The 21067-nt window shown below is 53.4% G+C and carries 23 protein-coding genes; 8 read left to right on the top strand and 15 right to left on the bottom strand.

Annotated features, from left to right (window positions below; translation table 11 throughout):
- Positions 1-24: 24 nt before the first annotated feature.
- The 6 genes from HCX92_RS12715 (at position 25) to HCX92_RS12690 (ending at position 4811) form a co-directional block, all read left to right on the top strand.
- Positions 25-1062, top strand: a complete 1038-nt coding sequence (locus tag HCX92_RS12715; RefSeq protein WP_169295334.1) for a hemin-degrading factor — start codon at positions 25-27, stop codon at positions 1060-1062.
- A 7-nt stretch (positions 1063-1069) separates the two neighbouring features.
- Complete coding sequence (locus HCX92_RS12710) at positions 1070-1900, top strand: hemin ABC transporter substrate-binding protein (RefSeq protein WP_169295333.1); 831 nt, start codon at positions 1070-1072, stop codon at positions 1898-1900.
- A gap of 55 nt (positions 1901-1955) precedes the next feature.
- On the top strand, positions 1956-2900 hold the full coding sequence (locus HCX92_RS12705; protein WP_371808423.1) for a FecCD family ABC transporter permease: 945 nt from the start codon (positions 1956-1958) through the stop codon (positions 2898-2900).
- A 14-nt stretch (positions 2901-2914) separates the two neighbouring features.
- Entirely contained in the window at positions 2915-3715 is an 801-nt protein-coding gene (locus tag HCX92_RS12700) for a heme ABC transporter ATP-binding protein (RefSeq protein ID WP_169295331.1), read from the top strand.
- 84 nt (positions 3716-3799) lie between these two features.
- On the top strand, positions 3800-4495 hold the full coding sequence (locus tag HCX92_RS12695; protein ID WP_169295330.1) for an AzlC family ABC transporter permease: 696 nt from the start codon (positions 3800-3802) through the stop codon (positions 4493-4495).
- Positions 4482-4811 (top strand): AzlD domain-containing protein, encoded by a 330-nt coding sequence (locus HCX92_RS12690; RefSeq protein ID WP_169295329.1) that lies wholly within the window; start codon positions 4482-4484, stop codon positions 4809-4811. Before HCX92_RS12695 ends, HCX92_RS12690 begins: the two co-directional genes overlap by 14 nt.
- A 50-nt stretch (positions 4812-4861) precedes the next feature.
- Here the strand turns inward: HCX92_RS12690 and HCX92_RS12685 are convergent, their stop codons facing one another.
- The 4 genes from HCX92_RS12685 to HCX92_RS12670 form a co-directional block, all read right to left on the bottom strand.
- Positions 4862-5668 (bottom strand): thiazole synthase, encoded by an 807-nt coding sequence (locus HCX92_RS12685; RefSeq protein ID WP_169295328.1) that lies wholly within the window; start codon positions 5666-5668, stop codon positions 4862-4864.
- 11 nt (positions 5669-5679) lie between these two features.
- A complete protein-coding gene (thiS, locus tag HCX92_RS12680; protein WP_169295327.1) occupies positions 5680-5907 on the bottom strand; it encodes a sulfur carrier protein ThiS in 228 nt (75 codons plus the stop codon).
- Positions 5904-6974: an FAD-dependent oxidoreductase gene (locus tag HCX92_RS12675; protein WP_169295326.1), complete on the bottom strand. Its 1071-nt coding sequence runs from the start codon at positions 6972-6974 to the stop codon at positions 5904-5906. The genes thiS and HCX92_RS12675 overlap by 4 nt, the downstream gene beginning before the upstream one ends.
- A 117-nt stretch (positions 6975-7091) precedes the next feature.
- Complete coding sequence (locus HCX92_RS12670) at positions 7092-7529, bottom strand: hypothetical protein (protein ID WP_169295325.1); 438 nt, start codon at positions 7527-7529, stop codon at positions 7092-7094.
- 99 nt (positions 7530-7628) lie between these two features.
- Between HCX92_RS12670 and recQ the strand changes: the two genes are divergently transcribed.
- Complete coding sequence (gene recQ / locus HCX92_RS12665; protein ID WP_169295324.1) at positions 7629-9452, top strand: DNA helicase RecQ; 1824 nt, start codon at positions 7629-7631, stop codon at positions 9450-9452.
- A gap of 97 nt (positions 9453-9549) precedes the next feature.
- Here recQ and ruvB read toward each other — a convergent pair whose 3' ends face one another.
- The 10 genes from ruvB to HCX92_RS12615 all read right to left on the bottom strand — a co-directional run bounded on the left by ruvB (position 9550) and on the right by HCX92_RS12615 (position 18901).
- Positions 9550-10608 (bottom strand): Holliday junction branch migration DNA helicase RuvB, encoded by a 1059-nt coding sequence (gene ruvB, locus HCX92_RS12660; protein ID WP_169295323.1) that lies wholly within the window; start codon positions 10606-10608, stop codon positions 9550-9552.
- Between the two features lie 132 nt (positions 10609-10740).
- Positions 10741-12015, bottom strand: coding sequence for a TRAP transporter large permease (locus HCX92_RS12655; protein WP_169295322.1), 1275 nt, complete (start codon positions 12013-12015; stop codon positions 10741-10743).
- 42 nt (positions 12016-12057) lie between these two features.
- Positions 12058-12555, bottom strand: a complete 498-nt coding sequence (locus HCX92_RS12650) for a TRAP transporter small permease (RefSeq protein WP_169295321.1) — start codon at positions 12553-12555, stop codon at positions 12058-12060.
- 57 nt (positions 12556-12612) lie between these two features.
- Positions 12613-13596, bottom strand: a complete 984-nt coding sequence (locus HCX92_RS12645; protein ID WP_169295320.1) for a TRAP transporter substrate-binding protein — start codon at positions 13594-13596, stop codon at positions 12613-12615.
- A 38-nt stretch (positions 13597-13634) separates the two neighbouring features.
- A complete protein-coding gene (gene ruvA, locus HCX92_RS12640; protein WP_169295319.1) occupies positions 13635-14207 on the bottom strand; it encodes a Holliday junction branch migration protein RuvA in 573 nt (190 codons plus the stop codon).
- 26 nt (positions 14208-14233) lie between these two features.
- The gene (gene ruvC / locus HCX92_RS12635) at positions 14234-14779 is read right to left on the bottom strand and encodes a crossover junction endodeoxyribonuclease RuvC (protein WP_169295318.1); all 546 of its coding nucleotides are present in this window, start codon (positions 14777-14779) and stop codon (positions 14234-14236) included.
- A 6-nt stretch (positions 14780-14785) separates the two neighbouring features.
- On the bottom strand, positions 14786-16375 hold the full coding sequence (gene purH, locus HCX92_RS12630; RefSeq protein WP_169295317.1) for a bifunctional phosphoribosylaminoimidazolecarboxamide formyltransferase/IMP cyclohydrolase: 1590 nt from the start codon (positions 16373-16375) through the stop codon (positions 14786-14788).
- A 5-nt stretch (positions 16376-16380) separates the two neighbouring features.
- Positions 16381-16617, bottom strand: a complete 237-nt coding sequence (locus tag HCX92_RS12625) for a helix-turn-helix domain-containing protein (RefSeq protein ID WP_169295316.1) — start codon at positions 16615-16617, stop codon at positions 16381-16383.
- Positions 16618-16672: 55 nt separating this feature from the next.
- The gene (gene dusB / locus HCX92_RS12620) at positions 16673-17686 is read right to left on the bottom strand and encodes a tRNA dihydrouridine synthase DusB (protein ID WP_169295315.1); all 1014 of its coding nucleotides are present in this window, start codon (positions 17684-17686) and stop codon (positions 16673-16675) included.
- Positions 17687-17746: 60 nt separating this feature from the next.
- The gene (locus HCX92_RS12615) at positions 17747-18901 is read right to left on the bottom strand and encodes an FAD-dependent monooxygenase (protein ID WP_169295382.1); all 1155 of its coding nucleotides are present in this window, start codon (positions 18899-18901) and stop codon (positions 17747-17749) included.
- 154 nt (positions 18902-19055) lie between these two features.
- On the opposite strand from HCX92_RS12615, the gene HCX92_RS12610 reads away from it, so the two are divergent.
- Positions 19056-19985: a cytochrome c oxidase assembly protein gene (locus HCX92_RS12610; RefSeq protein WP_211182398.1), complete on the top strand. Its 930-nt coding sequence runs from the start codon at positions 19056-19058 to the stop codon at positions 19983-19985.
- Here HCX92_RS12610 and HCX92_RS12605 read toward each other — a convergent pair.
- Complete coding sequence (locus HCX92_RS12605; protein WP_169295314.1) at positions 19982-21046, bottom strand: YheT family hydrolase; 1065 nt, start codon at positions 21044-21046, stop codon at positions 19982-19984. The two genes, HCX92_RS12610 and HCX92_RS12605, sit on opposite strands and share 4 nt — an antisense overlap.
- Positions 21047-21067: the final 21 nt, after the last annotated feature.

The following is a 21067-nucleotide window of genomic DNA, read 5'->3' as shown; positions in this document are numbered from 1 at the left end:
TTAATTATTTTAAGGTAAAAATATATGAATTTATCATTTGAATCTTTGCGCACTCAATGTGAGCGCCTGCTGGAGCAGGAACCCAAGTTGCGAATCCGCAATGTGGCAGAGCGCCTGAATGTCAGTGAAATGCAGTTGCTGGCCGCTCAATGCTGCGATGCCGAAGCGGTTTATCTGGGTACCGATATCAAGGAGATTTTTAAACAGCTGGACACCTTGGGCGAGGTGATGGTCTTGACCCGCAATGAATGGTGCGTGCATGAGCGGCATGGCCTGTTTGAAGATATCCAGGTGGGCAAGGCCTCTATTGGCATCGTCCTGGGGCCGGATATTGATTTACGGATGTTTTTTGCCTGTTGGAAAACGGCCTGGGCAGTCAGGCAGAACGGGCGGTTCAGTATCCAGTTTTTTGATGAAACCGGTATGGCGATTCATAAGGTTTACGGCACTGAAAAGACAGACAGGCAGGCTTATGAGGCGTTGGTAGCGCGTTTCAGGACCGATTTGGTACAGGTACCGGCCGTCACGGCGCCCGAGCCCGGGCAAACCGGTCTTTCTGAGCAGGCTCCGGACCAGTTGCGCGATGACTGGTTGGGTATGAAAGATACCCATGCGTTTTTTCCTTTATTAAAAAAATGGAATGTCTCCCGCATGACCGCCTTGCAGGCGGCGGGCGATGACTTGGCCCAGCAGGTGGATCATGATGCCGTTGAACGGATGTTGCAACTCAGTGTAGAACAGGAAATCCCGATCATGTGCTTTACCGGCAACCGGGGAATGGTGCAGATCCATTCCGGCGTGATCCATAAATTGTTGCGTACAGGCCCTTGGTTCAATATTCTGGATGAGAAATTCAACTTGCATTTAAATACATCCGCCATTAATTCTGTGTGGGTGGTGAACAAGCCAACCACCGATGGATGGGTGACATCTCTTGAGGTTTATGAAAAATCCGGTGAACTGATCGTGCAGTTTTTTGGCGTGCGCAAACCGGGTATCCCCGAATTGCCAGCCTGGCGTAATTTACTGGAATCCTTATGCAAGGAGCCGCTTGCGGCCTGATCCCATCATGAAAAAAATACTGCTGTTTTTATTGGGGCTGTTTTTTGTACCCATGGCTTTGGCCGCCAATAAAGAACGGGTCATTACCCTGGGTGGTTCGGTGACCGAGATTGTGTATGAGCTGGGGCTGGGTGAGCGCCTGATTGCCGATGACCTTTCCAGTCTGTATCCCGAGGCAGCCACTCGCCTGCCCCGGGTGGGTTATTATCGTGCCGTACCCGTTGAAGGGGTGGTGGCCATGCATCCGGACCTGATCCTGGCTTCGGAAAACGCGGGACCCGCGCAGGCATTGGAAAGCATCAGTAAACTGGGTGTTGAGGTTGTCAAGGTATCCGACCGCGCCAGCCTGGAATCCCTGTACGAGCGGGTGAGTGAAATTGCCAGGGTTTTATCTGCCGAGGACAAGGGGGATGCGCTTATTGAACAAATCCGTGCCGCGGTGGCCCGGGCGCAGGCCCGGCCAGGCAAAAACCTGAAGGCGGCCCTGATTATTAACCGGACTGGCACCCTTCAGGCAGCTGGCAGCCATACCGCCGCTTCCGCCCTGATGTCGTTGGCCGGCTTGAGCAATGTACTGGAACCGGCACAAAAAGGATATAAACCGGTATCGGCAGAAAGCTTGGTGAATTTCGGACCTGAGCTTATCATTGTCACTGAGGGATCGGTGCAGGCCAGTGGCGGCCTGGAAAAGTTCCTCAGGCATCCTGCCATTGCCACAACACCGGCAGCCATTAACAAACGGATTGTCGTCATGGATGATCTTCTCGCCCTGGGTCTGGGGCCACGTGTCGCCCAGGCTATTGAACAACTTAAACTGGCATCAAATGCAGCACAGTAGTCATTACCGGAAAAACCTGTTTTCAGTCCGCATTATTTTTGTTTTGGCCCTACTGGTGGTGATCAGCCTGATCGGGTCTGCCAGCAGTGGCGCGGTTGCCATTCCTTTTGCGGATATTCCCGCTTTGCTATGGGGGCAGGTACCCGAAAGCCAGCGCCTGATGCAGGCCGTGCTGCTTGATATCCGCCTGCCACGCGTCCTCTTTGGCCTGGTGGCGGGAGCCGCGCTGGCCCTGTCGGGAGTGGTCATGCAGGCCCTGTTCAGGAATCCGCTGGCAGAGCCCGGTCTGATTGGTGTCTCGTCTGGGGCAGCCTTGGGGGCGGTGCTGGTTATTGTGTTGGCCAACACCGGCTTCTGGGGTATTGCCCTGGCGGCATTTGCCGGCAGTCTGCTTTGTACCTGGCTGGCCTATTGGGTAGGGTGCCGTTTTCCCGGGGTGGCGGGTCTGTTGCTGGCGGGTATTGCGATTAATGCCATTACCGGCAGCCTTATCGGCCTGCTCAGTTATATAGCCACCGATAACGAACTGCGGGACCTGACCTTCTGGAGCATGGGCAGCCTGGCGGCTGCGTCCTGGTCTACACTGGGTTTTATGCTGCCCTGGACGGTCGTTCTTTCCGTTTATGCCGTCCGGCAATGGAAAGCCCTGAATGCCTTGCTGCTCGGAGAGCGGGAAGTGGAGCATCTGGGTTTTTCCATGCAGGCTTTGCGGCGCCGGCTGATTGTTTGTGTGGCCCTGTTGATTGGTCCGTTGGTGGCGGTTACGGGGGGCATTGGTTTTGTGGGTCTGGTCGTGCCGCATATTATGCGGATGGTTATTGGTGCCAATCATCGTTATCTGTTGCCGGCTTCCTTTTTGGGGGGCGGCCTGGCCCTGATTTGGGCTGACTGGGTGGCCCGTACCATTATCCTGCCTTCAGAACTGCCCATTGGGCTGGTGACCAGCCTGATTGGCGGCCCGTTTTTTCTCTGGCTATTGATTCGCCAGATCAAGAGGTAATAATGACAAGTGCCATGAAAGGTAAGTCGCTGCGTGTTTATCGGCAGCAACGACGTATTCTTGATAATGTTTCCCTTTCCATTGAAAGCGGGCAGGTACTGGCTTTGCTGGGTGCCAATGGTGCCGGCAAGTCAACGCTGCTGTCGGTGTTGGCCGGTGAAATGAAGCAGGGACTGACTGCGCATGAGCGCATGGCCGTTACCCTTAACGGGACGGATATTTCCAGCTTGAGCGCGACCGAATGCGCCCGGCGGCGAGCTGTATTGCCGCAAAATGCCTCGCTGACCTTTGATATGAGCGTGCTGGAAATTATTGAAATGGGCATGTACCCGTTTGCAGGGATAACGCAGGAACAGGCCACGACTTTGCTTGAGCAGGCCCTGCAATGGGCCGATGTGCAGAGTTTACAAATGCGTAACTACCAGACCCTTTCTGGCGGAGAGCGGCAGCGGGTCCAGTTTGCCCGGGTGCTGGTGCAGTTGCTGGCCCTACGTGAACAGGACACAGCGGCCCGTTATGTCTTGCTGGATGAACCCACGTCAAGCCTGGACCCCAAACACCAGCAGCAATTATTAAGGACCCTGGGCAAGCTGGCCCGCCAGGAAAACATCGGTGTGCTTATTATTTTGCATGACCTGAATCTTGCCGCCCGTTATTGTGACCGGCTTGCCCTGCTATGCGAGGGCAGGCTGATTGCCTGCGATACCCCCGAAAAAGTGCTGACCCGAGAGAATCTGCATGCGGTGTATGGCATTTACGGGCAGGCCATTGCCCATCCACTGGTGCCAGGTAAACAGCTGGTAATCTGGGAGTAAAACGCTTTTTACGGCAGGCTGTCATGGCAATGGTGTAATATCTCACCTTTTTCCTGAAGCAAACTAACAAAAGCAATCATCAGAATGAGTCAGTTGAATTATTTTGGCCGGGGCCTGCGCGCGGGGCTGCCCATCATGCTGGGCTATATTCCCGTTGCCATGGCGTTTGGCATAGCGGGTGCCAGTTTGGGTTTAAGTGCCTGGGAGCTCATTGCCACGTCATTGATTGTCTATGCGGGGGCCGGGCAATTTTTTATCCTGGCATCCTTGCAATTGGGCACGCCGCTGGTGACCATGGTTTTATTGGTGACCTTGCTTAATGCCCGTCATCTTTTGTATGGTCCGATTATTGAAAAATACCTGCCCAAAGGGCTGAAGAATCGTCTGGTCAAGGCGTTTTACCTCACCGATGAGGTGTTTGCGACCTGTTATGTGGGCATGGGTAAGGTGGAAAATGCGGCCCGTGGCAGTTGGTATATGGGCCTGGGCATATTGGCCTGGCTGTCCTGGGCTACTGGTACGGCCATTGGTGTGTTTGCCGGTGATGAATTATTAAAGGCTTTTCCGGTGGTTGAAAAAACCCTGGGGTTTGCCTTGCCGGCCATGTTTGTGGCGGTCACGGTGCAAAGTATTCAACATCATATGTTAAAGGCCATGGCTGCCGGTGTCGTGATTACGATAGGGGTGGTCTCACTGGGCTTCCCAACCCTGGCCATTCTGGTGGGGGCTTTTGGGGCCTGCCTGTTTTATACGCCCGGAGAAGACAATGCAAAAGTATGAATATGTGATTGCCATGGTGGCCATGGGCGTGTTCACTTATTTGATGCGGGCCCTGCCGTTTGTTCTGATGCAGCGCAGCCGCTTGCTGTCACGCCTGAATTCGGGCCGGTTTGCCATCATGGGACCGGCCTTGCTGGTGTCAACCACTACAGTGGTGCTGTATTCGGGGCTGGCAGAAACCACGTCCTGGCAGGAGGTGGGCGCTTATGTGCTGGCGGTGCTGATTCTGGTTGGCGTGCTGAAGGCGGCCAAAAACACCGGCCTGGCCATGTTGGTGGGGATGCTGGCTTACGGTTTCCTGATGTGGCTGGTGTAAATGCCGGCAGGCAGGACAAAATGCGTGCTGCCTGTTAACGGCAGATAACATTACAGCAGGAACGGCCTGCCGGTTACGGGGGTGGTGGGTGTGGCCATATCCTGTCTGGCCATAATGCCGGCTTCATAAGCCATCCGGCCCGATTGAATGGCCAGTTTGAACGCTTCGGCCATTTTGACCGGATCATGCGATTGTGCAACGGCGGAATTTAACAGGACTGCATCAAAGCCCAGTTCCATGGCTTTCACCGCATCAACCGGGGAGCCAATGCCGGCGTCTACCACCAGCGGCACATTGGGCAGGCGGGCACGCAAGGTTCTTAGGGCAAAGGGGTTAACCAGTCCCTGGCCCGAGCCAATGGGGGCGCCCCATGGCATTAAAATGCGGCAACCGGCATCCAGCAGGCGGTTGCAAGTCACCAGGTCATCGGTGCAATATGGGAAAACCTCAAAACCGTCCTTGACCAGTTGCGTGGCGGCGTTAATGAGTTCAATCGGATCGGGCTGCAAGGTGTAGTCATCACCAATTACTTCAAGTTTGATCCAATTGGTATCAAAAATTTCCCGTGCCATATGCGACAGGGTAATGGCCTCTCGGGCGGTTTTGCAGCCAGCCGTGTTGGGCAGAAGCCGGGCACCATTTTGTTTGAGTATTTGGAAAAAAGCATTGGACACCCCGTCGGTCGTGCTTTTGCTCAAGGGATTTTGTCCGGGGGCAAGCTGGCGTTTAAGGCCAACGGTAACCACCTGTGCGCCCGAGGCGGCGATGGCATCCTGTAAAACCTTGGGTGAGGGGTAGCCGGCTGTGCCAAGAAAAAAACGACTGGACAGCAGGGTATCTGCAATAGTGAATGACATATTATTCCTGCTTAGCCACCGGTAATGGGTGAAAAGGTGAAGACGGCATCGTTGGCTTGCAATGTATAGGTTTCACGTGCCGAACGGGAAACGAAAATTTCATTGACGGCGGTGGCGACGGCGGTTGGGTCAGTTTCCTGATGGGCTTCGGTTTGTAATTGTTCAACCAGGGCGGCCAGTGTAGTGCCCTGTTCAACTGTGCGCTCAAGACCATTAACTGAAATTGAAATTGTTGTCATACCTGCAATAAAGAAAAGTCAGCGGAAAAGACCGATTTTAAGGCGTTTTCAACCAGAGCGGGTGCGATTAGCCAGCCATGGCGAAACAAGCCGTTAATGCGGGTCAGGCCAGGCTCGGTTTCAATGCGCGGAAAGTTGTCAGCCAGGGCGGGGCGCAGGTTGACTTCCGAGTGAATGATTCTGCCTTCGGCGATTTCCGGTAGAATACTGTGGGCGGCAGCCAGCAGTTCAACCGTGGTACGGACTGAAACGGGGGAGCGGTCTTCGCTTTCGATTTCACTGGCACCGACCACGATGGTATCGGGTGCGCGCGGAACAATATAAACCCGGTAGCGGGGGTGAAGCAGGCGAATGGGACGGTGCAAACTGACGCCTGGTGCCTGGACCCAGAAAATTTCTCCGCGCACGCCCCGTACATTCTGGCAGGAAAGTTCGGCATGGTTATGCATGGGTTTGTCACGGGCACCAACGCCACGGGTATCAAAAACCCAGTCGAAGGTATGTTTTTCGGTGCCGGTATGAATGGTATGCGGCGTCAGCAAGGTAACCGGCCGGTTCCAGTGCCATTGCACATTCAGGGCAGATGCCGCCAACGCCTGCATGGCCTGTACCGTATGAATCTGGCCTTCGTTGGCCAGCAGCCAGGTGTGGGAGGGGCCTTGTATGGATGGCTCCAGTCGGGCCAGTTCCTGGCGTGGCAGGGGTTGGGGCTGATCGTGTTCGGGGGCTTTTGCCCTAAGCAGGGAGACCAGCCGGTCTGCGGCACCTTCATCACCGCGGTGCGCCACCAGCAGACTTCCTTTAAAGTGCAACTCAACCGGCAGACTCAGGCGGGGAACCAGGTTTGCCCATAAATCCAGCGATCGCTTGCCCAGCTGAAAGACGTTTTCATCACCGCTTTCCAGTTCGGCAATCGGGCTCAGCATGCCTGCGGCCGTCCAGCCGGCGGCAACCGGACTGGACATGGATGGGGCCGGGTCAAACACACTTACCTGGTGACCCTGTGATGACAAAACAAAAGCGAGCAAACGGCCTGACAGGCCGGCTCCGGCGATAGCGATTTTCATGTTTTTTCTTTGCCTGTTGATTGGTTTTACTGAAACAAGGCAACATTATAAACAGGCAGGCTTGCGCCAGTGACAACATTGGCGGCTGGTTCCGGGTTTAATGATAAAGATCAAATTTCAACGGCCCAGTTTTTGTTGCAACTGTGGCCCGTATTGCCTGGCCACTGCTTCAAGGTCGGTATAAATTTGTTGGGTACATGTTTCGCTGGACTCTGACAGACAGATGCGGATATGTTGCTGGATATTCAGCCAGGCTGCATGGGGGGCAGGCACATTGACGATATCCACGTTTTCGGCCAGTGCGGTAAAGCGGCCGTCACGGTTAGGATCTGCGCCAATCAGTCTTACCCGGGCCACTGCCTGGTCCGGGTGGTTAACCAGTTGCAGGACAGGGGACATCATGATCCGGTTTTGCAGTTGCGCAACGATATGGGTGCCAATGGCATCATTGGGGGTGTTGCCACTGACATGAACCGGAATTTTGGCCAGTGCGGCGGTAGCGCAGGTACTGGCCAAGACAGCCGCCAGCAATTTGTAAAAAACGGATTTTTTCATTTCTGTTGTTCAGCATTGACTATAATGTCAACATCATACGACTTTTCTGGTTCAGAATTGTTTTAATAACGGTTAAATCAACTACAGCATATTTCAGCAGTGTCACTATCTTCAGCCAGCCAGGTTTTACAAACGGTCTTTGGCTACGAATCTTTCCGGGGCGAACAGCAGGCCATTGTCGAACATCTTGTTTCTGGTGGGGATGCGCTTGTCCTGATGCCCACCGGTGCCGGCAAGTCCTTGTGTTACCAGGTGCCTGCCTTGGTCAGGCAAGGATGCGCTATTGTGGTGTCTCCGTTGATTGCCTTAATGAAAGACCAGGTGGATGCCCTCAAAGAGCTGGGTGTGCAGGCGGCTTACCTGAATTCCACCCTTGATTGGTCGGAAATCCGCGCGGTAGAGCGAGACTTCTTGCGGGGTGAGCTGGACCTGCTTTATATTGCTCCCGAACGCCTGCTGGGTGAACGTTGCCTGCAATTGTTAAGCCAGGGGCAAATATCCCTGTTCGCGATTGATGAAGCCCATTGTGTATCCCAATGGGGGCATGACTTCCGCCCTGAATATATGGGGCTGTCCATTTTGCACGAGCGCTGGCCCGATGTGCCACGCATTGCCTTAACTGCCACCGCCACCACTCATACCCGCCAGGAAATCATCCAGCGTCTGGCGCTGGATAATGCCAGGCAGTTTATTGCCAGTTTTGACCGGCCCAATATCACTTATCACATTGTTGAAAAGCATGATGTCCGTCGCCAGTTACTGCAGTTTATCCGTCAAGAGCATATGGGTGACTCGGGTATTGTGTATTGCCTGTCACGCAATAAAACCGAAGATATTGCCAAATTCCTGAATAAGGAAGGGATTAAGGCCCTGCCTTATCATGCCGGTCTGGATGTGGCCCGTCGGGCCGAACACCAGGCCCGTTTCCAGCAGGAAGATGATCTGGTCATGGTGGCCACCATTGCCTTTGGCATGGGTATTAACAAGCCCGATGTCCGTTTTGTGGCGCATATTGATCTGCCCAAGTCGGTCGAGGGCTATTACCAGGAAACCGGCCGTGCCGGACGTGATGGCCTGGCAGCCACCGCCTGGATGGCTTACGGCCTGCAAGATGTGGTGCAGCAAAGAAAAATGATTGAGGATTCAAATGGCGATGAAATCTTCAAGCGTCGTTCTGCGGCCCAGCTGGATGCCATGCTGGGGCTTTGCGAAACCGCCCAGTGCCGGCGGGTTCGTTTGCTGGCTTATTTTGACCAGCATATCGAGCCTTGCGGCAATTGTGATGTGTGCCTGAGCCCGCCCAAAATGTGGGATGGCACGGTGGCCGCACAAAAAATCCTGTCGACGGTTTATCGCCTGTTTAAAGAACGTGGACAGCGTTTTGGAGCAGGTCACATTATTGATATCTTGCGGGGCAAGAAAACCGACCGCGTGACGCAAAACCAGCACGATACATTAAGTGTATTCGGGGTGGGACAGGATTTAAGCGATTCGGCCTGGCGTAGCGTATTGCGACAGTTGCTGGCCAATCATTATCTGGCACTGGATATCGAAGGTTATGGCACCCTGGCATTAACGGAAAAAAGCCGGGCGGTGCTCAAGGGTGAAGAGGTGCTGATGCTACGTCAGGAGTCCGAGCGCATGGCATCCAAGTCACGCAACATTATGCCCAAAGCCAGGAAGCCGGTTATCAGTCTTCCGCCCGAAGCCGAGGAGCGCTTCGTCCAGCTTAAAAAATGGCGGCTGGCCATTGCCCGGGAACATGAAGTGCCAGCCTATGTGATTTTCAATGATGCCACCTTGCGGCAGATTGCCCTGAATAACCCGGAAACGCTTGAAGATTTAAGTTTTGTCAGCGGGGTGGGGGCGCATAAGTTAGAGGCTTACGGCGAAGCGATTATTGAATTTCTTGATCAAATGTAGTGTTGAGCGGATCCCACCATGTGGTGATAGCGCCTCACGTTTTACGCATTCTGAACCAGAAGAAGCGATGCTCCAGTGTGGGAATGGGGATACAGGCTTAAAACAGCTTTCCGTCTTCACCTCGTGAAGGGGGTTGCAGCCCCAGGTGGCGCCAGGTGGTTAGCGTGGCAATGCGCCCGCGTGGGGTTCTTTGCAGGTAACCGTGCTGGATTAAATAAGGTTCTATCACATCTTCAATCGTGTCGCGTTCTTCGCCAATGGCAGCGGCCAGGTTATCAACCCCAACCGGGCCTCCGTCAAATTTATGAATGATGGTGTCCAGCAGTTTTCGGTCCATTAAATCCAGGCCTTGCGGATCAACCTCCAGCATGCTTAAGGCGGCACTGGCCGACTCTACCGTTACCACACCATCCGATTTGACATCGGCATAATCGCGCACCCGGCGTAGCAGGCGGTTGGCAATGCGTGGCGTACCCCGGGCCCGCCGGGCAATTTCCCGTGCCCCGTCTTCGGTCATGGTGGTGTTTAGCAAAGCGGCACTGCGGCTGACAATTTGAGTCAGGTCTTCGGTGTTGTAGAATTCCAGCCGGGCAACAATCCCGAAGCGGTCGCGCAAGGGGTTGGTCAGCATGCCTGCACGCGTAGTGGCGCCCACCAGGGTAAAGGGTTGCAAGTCGATTTTGACACTGCGTGCAGCCGGACCCTCGCCAATCAGAATATCAATCTGGAAGTCTTCCAGGGCAGGGTAAAGGATTTCCTCAACCACTGGCGACAGGCGATGGATTTCATCAATGAAAAGCACATCATTGGCTTCAAGATTGGTTAGCAGGGCGGCCAGGTCGCCCGGGCGCTCCAAAACCGGGCCTGAGGTTTGCCTTAACTGGGAGCCCATTTCATGGGCAATAATATGGGCGAGTGTGGTTTTGCCCAGCCCCGGAGGCCCAAATAACAGGACATGATCCAGGGACTCCTGACGTTTGCGGGCAGCGGTGATGAAAATTTCAAGCTGTTCGCGAACCCGGTGCTGGCCGGTATATTCGGCCAGGGATTTGGGGCGCAGGGCGCGTTCAACCGATTCCTCATTGGGTGAACTGGCTTGTGGGGAAACAATCCTGGCGGGCGGACTGCTTGATAAGGAATCGTTAAAAATGGCCATGGTCGTGCTGCGCAATAATGGAAAAAGACATCGCTGTATTGTAATCTCTTTTGGAGACTGTATGTCCATACAGCGATGTCTTTGATGCACAGTCGGTCTTATGTTGCCATAAGGCCGGTTTTTAATTGCTGCTTAGCGGTAAGCCAGATCACGCAGTACCAGGGCAATCTCAGGTACATAAGTGATGATCATCAGGCACAATACCGTGACGCCCACAAAAGGAATCAGGGGTTTGATCAGCTTTTCGATGGGCAGTTTGGCCACCGTACATGCAGCAAACAGGTTAACGCCAAACGGTGGGGTAATCATGCCAAGGGCCAGGTTAACCACCATGATGATCCCGAAGTGGGTAGGGTCAACGCCAAACTTGATTGCAACAGGCAGCAGTAACGGGGCCAGCACCACGATAGAGGCTGAAGTTTCAATGAACATACCAATAAAGAACAGGGCAATGTTCACGCCCAGCAGGAAGCTGACTTTGTCGCTGAACAGCATGCTCAGCCACTCTCCCAGGGCATTGGGTACCCCGGCACGGTTAAGCAGGAAGCCGAAAAGACCGGCATTGGCAATCACGAACATGATGACGGCGGTGGCAATCACGGTTTTACGGAAGGTTTCCGACAGCTGCCCAAAACCAATTGTGCGATAAATGAAGATACTCACGATCAGGGCATAAACGACAGCCACCACCGATGCTTCGGTAGGGGTAAAGATGCCGCCATAAATGCCGCCCAGAATAATTACGGGCATGAGCAGGGCCAGCCATGCCTGCCTGAAGGATTCCCAGATGCCCAGACGGCCTTCGCCATCGTTTTTACCATAGCCATTGCGTTTGGCATATAGCCATACATAAATAACCAGGGCAAAAGCAATTAGCATGCCTGGCAGGATACCGGCAATGAAGAGCTCGCCCACATCGGTTTCGGTGGACACCGCAAACAAAATCATGGGAACCGATGGCGGAATAATGACCCCGAGTTCGGCAGCGGTAGCCTGCAAAGAAGCGGCAAAAGGTTTGGGATAGCCATGCTTGACCATGGCGGGAATTAAGATGGCGCCCACGGCAAAAGTGGTTGCCACGCTTGAACCGGCCACGGCGGCAAAGATCATGCAGGTAATCACGCAACTGCACGCCAGACCGCCTTGCATGTTGCCTACCAGGCTTTTGGCGAAATTGACCATCCTTGTGGATATGCCTCCCGCTTCCATGAGGTTGCCGGCCAGAATGAAGAAGGGAATGGCCACCAGTGGGTACGAGTCCAGTGATGCATAGATTTTTTGGGCGATAACCAGCCAGTTAATGCCCGCAACCTGGACACCGACAATACTGGCAAGACCGATGGAAATAGCTACTGGTACTGTCAGGACAAAAAACAGCAGCATTGAAAGAATCATTAATTGAGACATAAAACCAACCTGAATATTGAGCGATAACGAATGCAATGCGCCTTACAAGGCGGCGATTTCATCGTTGGATTCAGCCGACCCCTGTGACCAGTGAATAATCACGGCGATCAGGGCCAGAAATGAACCGATGGGAATGGCGGCATAAATCCAGGCAATACTGAAATCCAGTCCTGCAATGGTCTGGAACCGGAAGCGGTAGGCAGCCATGGCGCCCACCCAGGTCAGGATGCCCAGGAAGGTGCTGGTAATAATCATGACCAGGGTCGCCAGCCAGCGTTTGTGTTTTTCATTCAGGGCATTTTCAAGCATTTCCACTTTAAGCATGGCACCCTGGCGGCAGGCCAGCACCAAGCCCAGCAACACAACCCAAATGATGGCGCAGCGGGTCCAGACTTCGGTCCAGTCGGCGGGTGATTCAAAGACAAAGCGGCTGACAACTTGATGGAATGAGGCAATCACGGCAGAGAGCAGCAGCAATTGCGCCATTATGGACACCAGTCTGAAGACAGACTTGTCCAGTAATTGAGTGAGCGATTTCATGGCAATTTGAAGAGTTGGGGCTGAAAAACCATTCAGCCCCGCAGGAAAAGAAAAAACTTATTTTGTGTTCTGGATGGATTCAATCAGTTCTTTCGAGAATTTTTTGTGGAATTCAGGATAGACATTGTGAACAATTTTGGCAAATTCGGCACGATCAACATCCTGGGTGATTTCCATGCCTTCTTTGGTCAGTGTTTCAAGACCTGTTTTTTCTACATTGTCAACGAAATCGCGCATGCCTTGGGCGGCTGCCAATGCAGCTTCCTTGAGTTTTGCCTTGTCTTCGTCAGACATGCTGTCATAAACCATGGGGGAAACCACAATTACGGCAGGACCATACACGTGTCCGGTCAGGGACAGGTGTTTTTGCTGGGAAGACAGCTTGGCGGAAACAATCACTGAAAGCGGGTTTTCCTGGCCATCAATGGTGCCTTGCTGCAGGGCGGTCTGCACTTCAGGCCAGGCCATGGGGGTTGGCAACATGCCCAGTTCCTTGAAGGCGGTAATGTGAATCGGGTTTTCGGTAGTGCGGATTTTCAGGCCTTTCAGGTCTGCAGGTGTCTTTACGGCATGTTTGCTGTTGGTCAGGTGACGGAAACCCTGCTCACCCCATGCCAGGGCCACCAGGCCACGTTTGGGGAATTCAGCCAGCATGTTGTTGCCGATCTCGCCATCCAGTACGGTGCGTGCGTGATCCAGGTCACGGAACAGGAAAGGAATGTCGAAAACACCGGTTTGCGGCACAAAGTTCAGCGTGGCGCCAGTCGATAAAATGGCGGCATCCACGGTACCGATTTGCAGGCCTTCAATCACTTCACGCTCACCCCCCAGGGCGCTGTTGGCAAACTGTTCAATTTTGATTTCACCATTGGTGCTTTTGCCAATAGACTCTTCAAAGGCCTTGGCACCGGCACCATAGTGAGAGTCTTTAGACAGGGCATAAGCCATTTTCAGGGTTTTCTCGGCCATGGCTGCGCTTGAAAAACACAGGCTGCTGATGGCGGTGGCAACAAGAACTTTTTTAAACCATTGAGGACGCATTTTATTTCCTTGAAATTGAGTATATAAAATTTAATAAATTATTTTGCCAGTGATTTCAAAGCCATACGGATGCCTTCTGAAACGGTAATTTCAACAGGCAAGGTTTTAAGCGCAGCTTGTGACTCCCGCTCGGAATATCCCAATGCGATCAGGGCATTAAGAATATCGGTTTGACTGTGGTTGACTGAATTTATTTGTGTGGAGTGAGTATCTCCCAGTTTGCCGCGCAGTTCAAGCAAAAGGCGTTCGGCGGTTTTTTTGCCAATGCCGGGAACCTTAAGTAGCAAGGCGGCATCCTGGTTGGCGATGGCGTTGGCCAGGTCGCTTACGCTCATCCCTGAAAGCAGGGCCAGGGCGGTACGTGATCCGATGCCACTGACTTTGATCAGGGCCCGGAATGTGCTTCTTTCTGCCGCATGCAGAAAACCAAACAGGGTGTGGGCATCTTCCCGGACCGCCAAATGCGTGTACAGGGTGACTTTGGCACCCAATTCGGGTAAGTCGTACAGGGTACTCATGGGAACATCAATATCGTAACCGACCCCATTGACATCCAGACAGACAGTAGGCGGCAGTTTCTCTATAAGGGTTCCGGTAAGACGTCCGATCATAATATGTAATGCAATATAAAAAGAGGTTAACCAATCAGCCTGCCAGCCCGCATGCGCGATTGGTGGCTCAGCTGGCTTTTCTCGTGGGATTTGAGCTTTTGCAGCAGGGGATTGGCGTGGGCATGACAGATGGCACAGGCCAGGGCATCGGCCGAGTCGGATGAGGGCAAGCCATTCAGGGACAGCAAGTGTTGAACCATGAGTTGCACCTGCTCTTTTTTGGCGTGCCCGTTGCCCACAACGGCTTTCTTGATTTGCAGGGCCGTGTATTCGCTGACGTTCAGATTGCTGTCTGCCAGGGCACACATGGCGGCACCGCGGGCCTGCCCCAGCAAAAGCGTGGATACCGGGTTGGTATTAACAAATACTTTTTCCAGCGCCGAGTCATCAGGCCGGTGCGTCTGGATCACTTCACGAATATTATCCAGAATGGCCTTGAGGCGCTGGTAAAGAGGCAGCTCGGTGGGCACCACGATGGTTCCGCTGGCCACATATTGAATGCGCATACCGCTGGCCTCAATCACACCGAAACCGGTGCGTCGAAGGCCAGGGTCAATACCAAGTATGCGCATTGCCAATTAGTGGCGGAAATGGCGTGTGCCGGTGAAGACCATGGCAATGCCGTGTTCATCGGCAGCGGCAATCACCTCATCGTCGCGGATGCTGCCACCCGGTTGAATGATGCAGTTGGCACCAGCGGCAACGATGACATCAAGGCCATCACGGAACGGGAAGAAAGCATCGGATGCAGCAGCGGAGTTTTCCAGGGAAAGACCGGCATTTTCAGCTTTGATGGAAGCAATGCGGGCAGAGTCGATACGGCTCATCTGGCCAGCACCTACACCCATAGTCATGCCGTTGGCACAAAACACGATGGCGTTTGACTTGACGAATTTGGCCACATTCCAGGCGAACAGAAGATCTTGCATTTGTTGTTCGGTGGGTTGTTTTTTGGTGACCACTTTCAGGGCGCTGGTATCCAGGTCAAAAGCATCGGGGTCCTGGACCAGCCAGCCACCGCCCACGCGTTTGATGTCAAAGTCGTTTTTGCCATTGCCCATGGCCAGTTCAAGGACACGAACATTTTTCTTGGCAGCCAGCAGCTCCAAGGCTTCGGCTGTGTAGGAAGGGGCCAGCAGAACTTCCATGAATTGTTCGCTAACCGCTTGTGCAGTGGCCAGGTCAACCTGACGGTTAAAGGCAATAATGCCGCCAAAAGCGGAGGTGGGATCGGTCTTGAAGGCTTTCTGGTAAGCGGCTACAGCCGATTCGGCCACGGCTACACCACAAGGGTTGGCGTGCTTGACAATGACGCAGGCGGGTGCTTCGAAAGTGCGCACACATTCCCAGGCGGCATCGGAGTCGGCAATATTGTTATACGACAGTTCTTTGCCCTGTAACTGGCGATAGCGTCCCAGCAGGCCTTCGGGGGCATTGGGGTCTACGTAGAAGGCAGCTGACTGGTGCGGGTTTTCGCCGTAACGCAGCTCCTGGTGCTGTTGAACCTGCACGGTTAACACGGATGGCCATTGCTTGCGGGCCGGTTCGGCGTTTTGTGCCGGAGCGGCATCGGCCAGGCTGGTTAAGTAGTTGGTAATGGCGCCGTCGTAAGCCGCAGTGTGGGCATATACCTTGCTGGCCAGTTTCAGGCGCAGGGCATAAGAGGTTTGGCCATTTGCATCAATTTCCTGCAAGACCTGGCCGTAGTCGGCAGGGTCAATCACGACAGTAACACCACCGGTTTCAGTACCATGGTTTTTGGCCGCGGCACGCAGCATGGCGGGGCCGCCGATGTCGATGTTTTCAATCGCGTCAGCAAAACTGCAGCCAGGCTTGGCAATGGTTTCACGGAAAGGATACAGATTGACCACCAGCAGATCGATGGGGTCAATATTGTGTTCTTTCATGGTGCTCAGGTGGATGTCGTCATCGCGACGTCCCAGCAGGCCTCCGTGAATTTTGGGGTGCAGGGTTTTGACCCGGCCATCCAGGATTTCAGGAGAACCCGTGTGTTCGGCAACTTCGGTAACGGCAAGACCGGCCTGTTTCAGCAGTGCGGCAGTGCCACCGGTGGAGAGCAATTTAATGCCACGTTGTGAAAGGGCTTGGGCAAATTCGACAATGCCGGTTTTGTCTGAAACCGAAAGTAAGGCAGTTGAAAGTTTCATGGTGATTAGATTAAGTGATGTGTGATAAGTTTTTTACGCAGGGTATTACGGGTAATGCCAAGCATTTCAGCCGCCTTGGATTGGTTGCTGTTGGCTTTTTGCATAACAACTTCAAGCAGGGGTTTTTCAACGCAGTTGTTAACCATTTCCCAAAGATTGCTCGGGTTGCTGTCACCGAGTTCCTTGAAATACAGCTCTAGGTTGGTACGGACACACTCTTGAAGATTTTGAGTATTATTCATGGCGTAACGGTATTAGTGGAATTATATTATTGGATATAAAAATACAAGGGTATTTTCAGTGGGCCGGGCTGGTTTCCGGTTGCTGCCCTTGGTGGATAATCAACTGATCAAACCATTGCTCTACAGCTGTGTATTGATCATGACTGTTGTCGATTCGGTTCATCCTGTCACAAAAAGCGTCTGCTTCAGGCAGTTTGCTGATGTACCAGGCGATATGCTTGCGGGCCGATCGAACCCCGGTGTATTCACCATAGAAGGTGTAATGATGATGCAGGTGTTCAAGCAGGACGGCTTTCATGTGCCCGTAACCGGGTTTTGGCAGTAATTGGCCTGTTTCAAGGAAATGATTGATTTCCCGGAAGATCCAGGGGTTTCCCTGTGCGGCACGGCCAATCATGATGGCATCTGCTTTGGTATAGTCTAGTACGTATTTTGCCTTGTAGGGATCGGTGATATCCCCATTTGCAATAACGGGAATGGAGATGTTGGCCTTGACCTGGGCAATGGTGTCGTACTCGGCCTGACCGGTGTATAAATCGCAGCGGGTACGGCCGTGTAGCGTTAAGGCGGCAATGCCCAGGTTTTCGGCAAGACGCGCCACACGCAAGGCGTTTTTGTTTTCCCGGTCCCAGCCGGTTCTGGTTTTAAGCGTAACCGGCACGTTGTACGGAGAGCAGGCCTTGACAACGCGTTCTATGATTTGGGCAATCAGCGGCTCATTGCGCAACAGCGCGGAGCCCGAGGCAACATTGCAGACTTTTTTGGCGGGACAGCCCATATTGATGTCGATGATGCGAGCGCCTTTTTCTATGTTGAAAACGGCGGCCTCAGCCATCATGTCAGGGGCTGCACCGGCAATCTGGACCGCGATGGGGTCTATTTCGCCTTCATGGTTAAGACGGCGCGAGGTTTTGACGCTGTTCCAGAGTTTAGGGTTGCTGGCGGCCATTTCAGAAACGGCATAACCCGCCCCCAACCGCTTGCAAAGCTGTCGGAAAGGACGATCGGTCACTCCCGCCATGGGGGCGACAAAAACAGGGTTGGGAAGGTGCCAGGGACCGATATGCATGCGTAGATTTTAACCAATTGGGCTGTCGCTGAGTAAAAAATGAGCGATTTTCCGGAAAATTCAGTTTCTGAAGCCCTGTAACAAATGCAGTGCCAGTGGTTGGCGCAGGGGCTTGATCAGGTCCATGCCCAGCAGGCTTAAGCCGCAGGCATGTTCGACCAGCGGGTTGCCGGTTGTGAAAATACGTGGCAGGAAGTCGGTCAGTTCACAGGTTATTCTGCGGTCAAGTTTGCGGCTGTTGGCAAAGTTGTCAAGGAAGGGGGCGGCATCCTGGTGGGTGTCAAGCATCCAGGGCTTAAGGCAGTGGACCAGGGTGGCTACATCGCGAAGACCCAGATTCAGGCCCTGTCCGGCAACCGGGTGAAGGGTTTGGGCCGCATTGCCAAGCGTGGCGATATGCCCGTTAACCGTATTTTTGCTGGCGCTTAAGTGAAGCGGGAAAACAGTGCGCTTTTCCAGTACGCTTAGTAAGCCCAGCCGCTCACCAAAATGCTGGGTCAGGGTTTGGGAGAACATGGCGTCGTCCAGTTCGGCCAATTCCTGCGCGCGCGCTGGCGAGGTACACCAAACAATGGATTGGGCATCCTTGTAAATGGGGTGCGGCAGAACAGCCAGGGGGCCTTCCCGGGTGAAGCGCTCCCAGGCCCATCCGGGTTTGGGGAATTGTGCACGTGCCGAGGTGATTAGCGCATGCTGGTTATATTCGCGGTGAATGCCTTTGGGTTTGATACCGTCACATTGGATCGCGATACGGGTACGCCAGGTTTTTTCGCCTTGCGTGACAATAACCGGGGCATTGCCGTTTTCCTGGGTGGCACTGGCCAGTTCACCACTAAGCATCGTAACCGGTAACTGCTGAAGCCGCTCTTGCAGTTTGCGATACAATTGCGCATAGGCAACCACGCTACCCAGCATGGGTACGTTAAAATCCTTGCTTGAAATGAGCGTGCGACCCAGGCGGTTTTTTTGTGAAACATGAACGGTTTCTATGGGCGCGCTGTGGTCGGGCCAAAGACGGTGCTTTTCAAGAAAAACCTGGCTGCCGTGATTGAGCGCCAGGACGCGGGTGTCTTTGGCGGGGTCATGCTGCTTGCTGATACCCTGGAAAAGGGCAATACGCAAAGAACCCTGACTGACCGAAGCCAGTGTACAGGCCAGCGCACAGCCGGCAGGACCGGCGCCCAGGATCGCAATATCAAAATCAAATTCTTCCATGATGGCCATATTTTAGCGCTTCTTTTGAGCCGTTCGGCGACAATTTCATTTTTTTGCGCTTTTGGTGATTATCCCGAAAACGGGCCGGCAGCCATTACAATACGCTATCTGCATGATTATAATAGTTTAATTAATTTTTTTCGATCGGTGGTTTATGAATCTGGACCTGATGCATTGGCTGCAGCCATGGGAGTTTTCTCCCACCCTGGTCATCGCTTTTCTGGTGTGTGGTATTTTATTCATGCGCGGCACGGCCGTGCACAAAGTGACCCGTACCCGGCAATGGCTGTTCTGGATCGGGTTTTTCATGATTTACCTGTCTTTGCATACGCATATCGACTACTACGCCGAGCGTATGTTTTTCATTCACCGCATACAACATGTGGTGCTGCACCATTTGGGACCACTTATTGTCATGGCGGCTTATCCGGGTCAGGTCATGCGTGCTGGGCTGCCTTTGCGGACAAGAGTCTGGCTCAAGGATTTCCGTCAGACTTTTTCCGGCCGTTTCATTGAAGGTGTCCTGACCAATAAAATTTTTGTGCCGGTCCTGTTTATCATGTTGGTGTTGGTCTGGCTGGATCCCACGATACAGTTTTATTCCATGCTCGATTGGAAACTGTACCGGCTCATGAACTGGTCGGTCGTTATTAGCGGCTTTATGTACTGGAACCTGGTGCTGGATCGTCGCCCCTCCAATCCGCCGTTGTTGACGGCTAAAACCTGGTTGGGTTGCCTGGGGCAGTGGTGTGTCAAAGGCGGTTCGCCTGCGGTCATGTCACCCGGAGCTCGGGTGCTTTCCCCCATTTTGACCATGTTGCCGCAAATGGTGGCAGGGGCTTATATTGCCTTTACCTCCGTTGATCTATACCCTCTGTTTGATCTTTGTGGCCGGGCTTTGCCCATGAGCGCCCTGCAAGATCAAAGTATTGGGGGACTGACCATGTGGATTCCGGCCGCTTTGGTAGAGTCTTTCGGTTTGCTGGTGGCCTTGGCCAATATGATGCGGCTGTCGGCCAAGGGGCGTTTGCGTACAACCTTCAGAGGCAGGGAAGTGGGGCGTCTGCCGGCCAGCGTGCATTAGCTGCCCTGACAGAAAAATTTCTCAAGCCGGTGAGTCAACCAGTTAAAGTTTGAGGGGAAGGCGCCGGTTGAAAAACCGGCATGGCCGCCTGTTTTAGGCAGATGCAGGGTGACAGAGGCAGAAATATCCCTGAGGCCGGGTAGCGAGTTCTCTGGGATGAATGGGTCGTTTCTGGCATTCAGGACCAGGGCAGGAATACGGATGTCTTTAAGAAATGGTTTGCTTGAACAGCGGGTCCAGTAGTCAAGCGCGCCCTTGAAACCATGTATCGGTGCCGTATAGGCATCATCAAATTCAAACAGGGTTTTGGCCTGCAGAATTTTCTGGATATTAATGTCGTTGGGAAATTGCCGGCTTTTTTCCCGGATTTTCTTTTTCATGGTTTGTAAAAAATGTGGCGTATACACGAAACGACCAAAAAAACCGGTTTCCAGCTGTTTTCCGGTTGCCAGCAGGTCCAGGGGCACAGATATGCCTGCCACGGCCTGAAGCCAGCTTAGGCTTTCCTGTTGTTCGCCGGTGTATTTCAGCAGTGCATTGCCACCCATGGAAATGCCGCAGGCATGCCAGCGCACATTGGGCAGGTGGTGGCGTACATGCTTGAAAATAGTGTGGATATCGGCAGAGTCACCAGAGAAGTAGGAGCGGGGCAGTTTGTTGGCTTCACCCGAACAGCCACGGAAATGGGCAACCGCGACCACCCAGTTCTTTTGCCGGAAATAATGGCAAATGGCACGGGCATAATGGCTTTGGCTGCTGCCTTCCAGACCGTGAAACAGGACCAGGGCGGGAGGTGTGTCCGTCTGGCTGCCTGGGTTCGTGCCTTGTCCTTTCCGGTAGATTGTAGAGGTAGCGGGCATATTGTCAGCAGGGACAAGCGGATGCTGGCCGGGAATATTCCAGTCGATGTCAATGAAATCATTATCGGTGGTAATGATTCTTTCACGGGCATAGAAGATAGAGGGCCGGGGCACGAACCGGGATGCAAAAATGGTTTGCGACTGTCCGTCGGGTAACCATTTTGGCGACGGGCAGGCACTAAGATCCAGCTGGGTATTCAAGGGCGACGGGTAAGTAAAGGG

It is taken from the genome of Advenella sp. EE-W14, assembly GCF_012923605.1.
In the GTDB taxonomy this organism is placed as follows: Bacteria; Pseudomonadota; Gammaproteobacteria; order Burkholderiales; family Burkholderiaceae_B; genus Advenella; species Advenella alkanexedens.
This window is presented reverse-complemented; position numbering and strand designations above follow the sequence as displayed.

Coding starts and splice junctions, on each gene's coding strand:
- HCX92_RS12715 (WP_169295334.1), top strand. CDS start 25: ATGAATTTATCATTTGAATCTTTGCGCACTCAATGTGAGCGCCTGCTG.
- HCX92_RS12710 (WP_169295333.1), top strand. CDS start 1,070: ATGAAAAAAATACTGCTGTTTTTATTGGGGCTGTTTTTTGTACCCATG.
- HCX92_RS12700 (WP_169295331.1), top strand. CDS start 2,915: ATGAAAGGTAAGTCGCTGCGTGTTTATCGGCAGCAACGACGTATTCTT.
- HCX92_RS12695 (WP_169295330.1), top strand. CDS start 3,800: ATGAGTCAGTTGAATTATTTTGGCCGGGGCCTGCGCGCGGGGCTGCCC.
- HCX92_RS12690 (WP_169295329.1), top strand. CDS start 4,482: ATGCAAAAGTATGAATATGTGATTGCCATGGTGGCCATGGGCGTGTTC.
- HCX92_RS12685 (WP_169295328.1), bottom strand. CDS start 5,668: ATGTCATTCACTATTGCAGATACCCTGCTGTCCAGTCGTTTTTTTCTT.
- thiS (WP_169295327.1), bottom strand. CDS start 5,907: ATGACAACAATTTCAATTTCAGTTAATGGTCTTGAGCGCACAGTTGAA.
- HCX92_RS12675 (WP_169295326.1), bottom strand. CDS start 6,974: ATGAAAATCGCTATCGCCGGAGCCGGCCTGTCAGGCCGTTTGCTCGCT.
- HCX92_RS12670 (WP_169295325.1), bottom strand. CDS start 7,529: ATGAAAAAATCCGTTTTTTACAAATTGCTGGCGGCTGTCTTGGCCAGT.
- ruvB (WP_169295323.1), bottom strand. CDS start 10,608: ATGGCCATTTTTAACGATTCCTTATCAAGCAGTCCGCCCGCCAGGATT.
- HCX92_RS12655 (WP_169295322.1), bottom strand. CDS start 12,015: ATGTCTCAATTAATGATTCTTTCAATGCTGCTGTTTTTTGTCCTGACA.
- HCX92_RS12650 (WP_169295321.1), bottom strand. CDS start 12,555: ATGAAATCGCTCACTCAATTACTGGACAAGTCTGTCTTCAGACTGGTG.
- HCX92_RS12645 (WP_169295320.1), bottom strand. CDS start 13,596: ATGCGTCCTCAATGGTTTAAAAAAGTTCTTGTTGCCACCGCCATCAGC.
- ruvA (WP_169295319.1), bottom strand. CDS start 14,207: ATGATCGGACGTCTTACCGGAACCCTTATAGAGAAACTGCCGCCTACT.
- ruvC (WP_169295318.1), bottom strand. CDS start 14,779: ATGCGCATACTTGGTATTGACCCTGGCCTTCGACGCACCGGTTTCGGT.
- purH (WP_169295317.1), bottom strand. CDS start 16,375: ATGAAACTTTCAACTGCCTTACTTTCGGTTTCAGACAAAACCGGCATT.
- HCX92_RS12625 (WP_169295316.1), bottom strand. CDS start 16,617: ATGAATAATACTCAAAATCTTCAAGAGTGTGTCCGTACCAACCTAGAG.
- dusB (WP_169295315.1), bottom strand. CDS start 17,686: ATGCATATCGGTCCCTGGCACCTTCCCAACCCTGTTTTTGTCGCCCCC.
- HCX92_RS12615 (WP_169295382.1), bottom strand. CDS start 18,901: ATGGAAGAATTTGATTTTGATATTGCGATCCTGGGCGCCGGTCCTGCC.
- HCX92_RS12610 (WP_211182398.1), top strand. CDS start 19,056: ATGAATCTGGACCTGATGCATTGGCTGCAGCCATGGGAGTTTTCTCCC.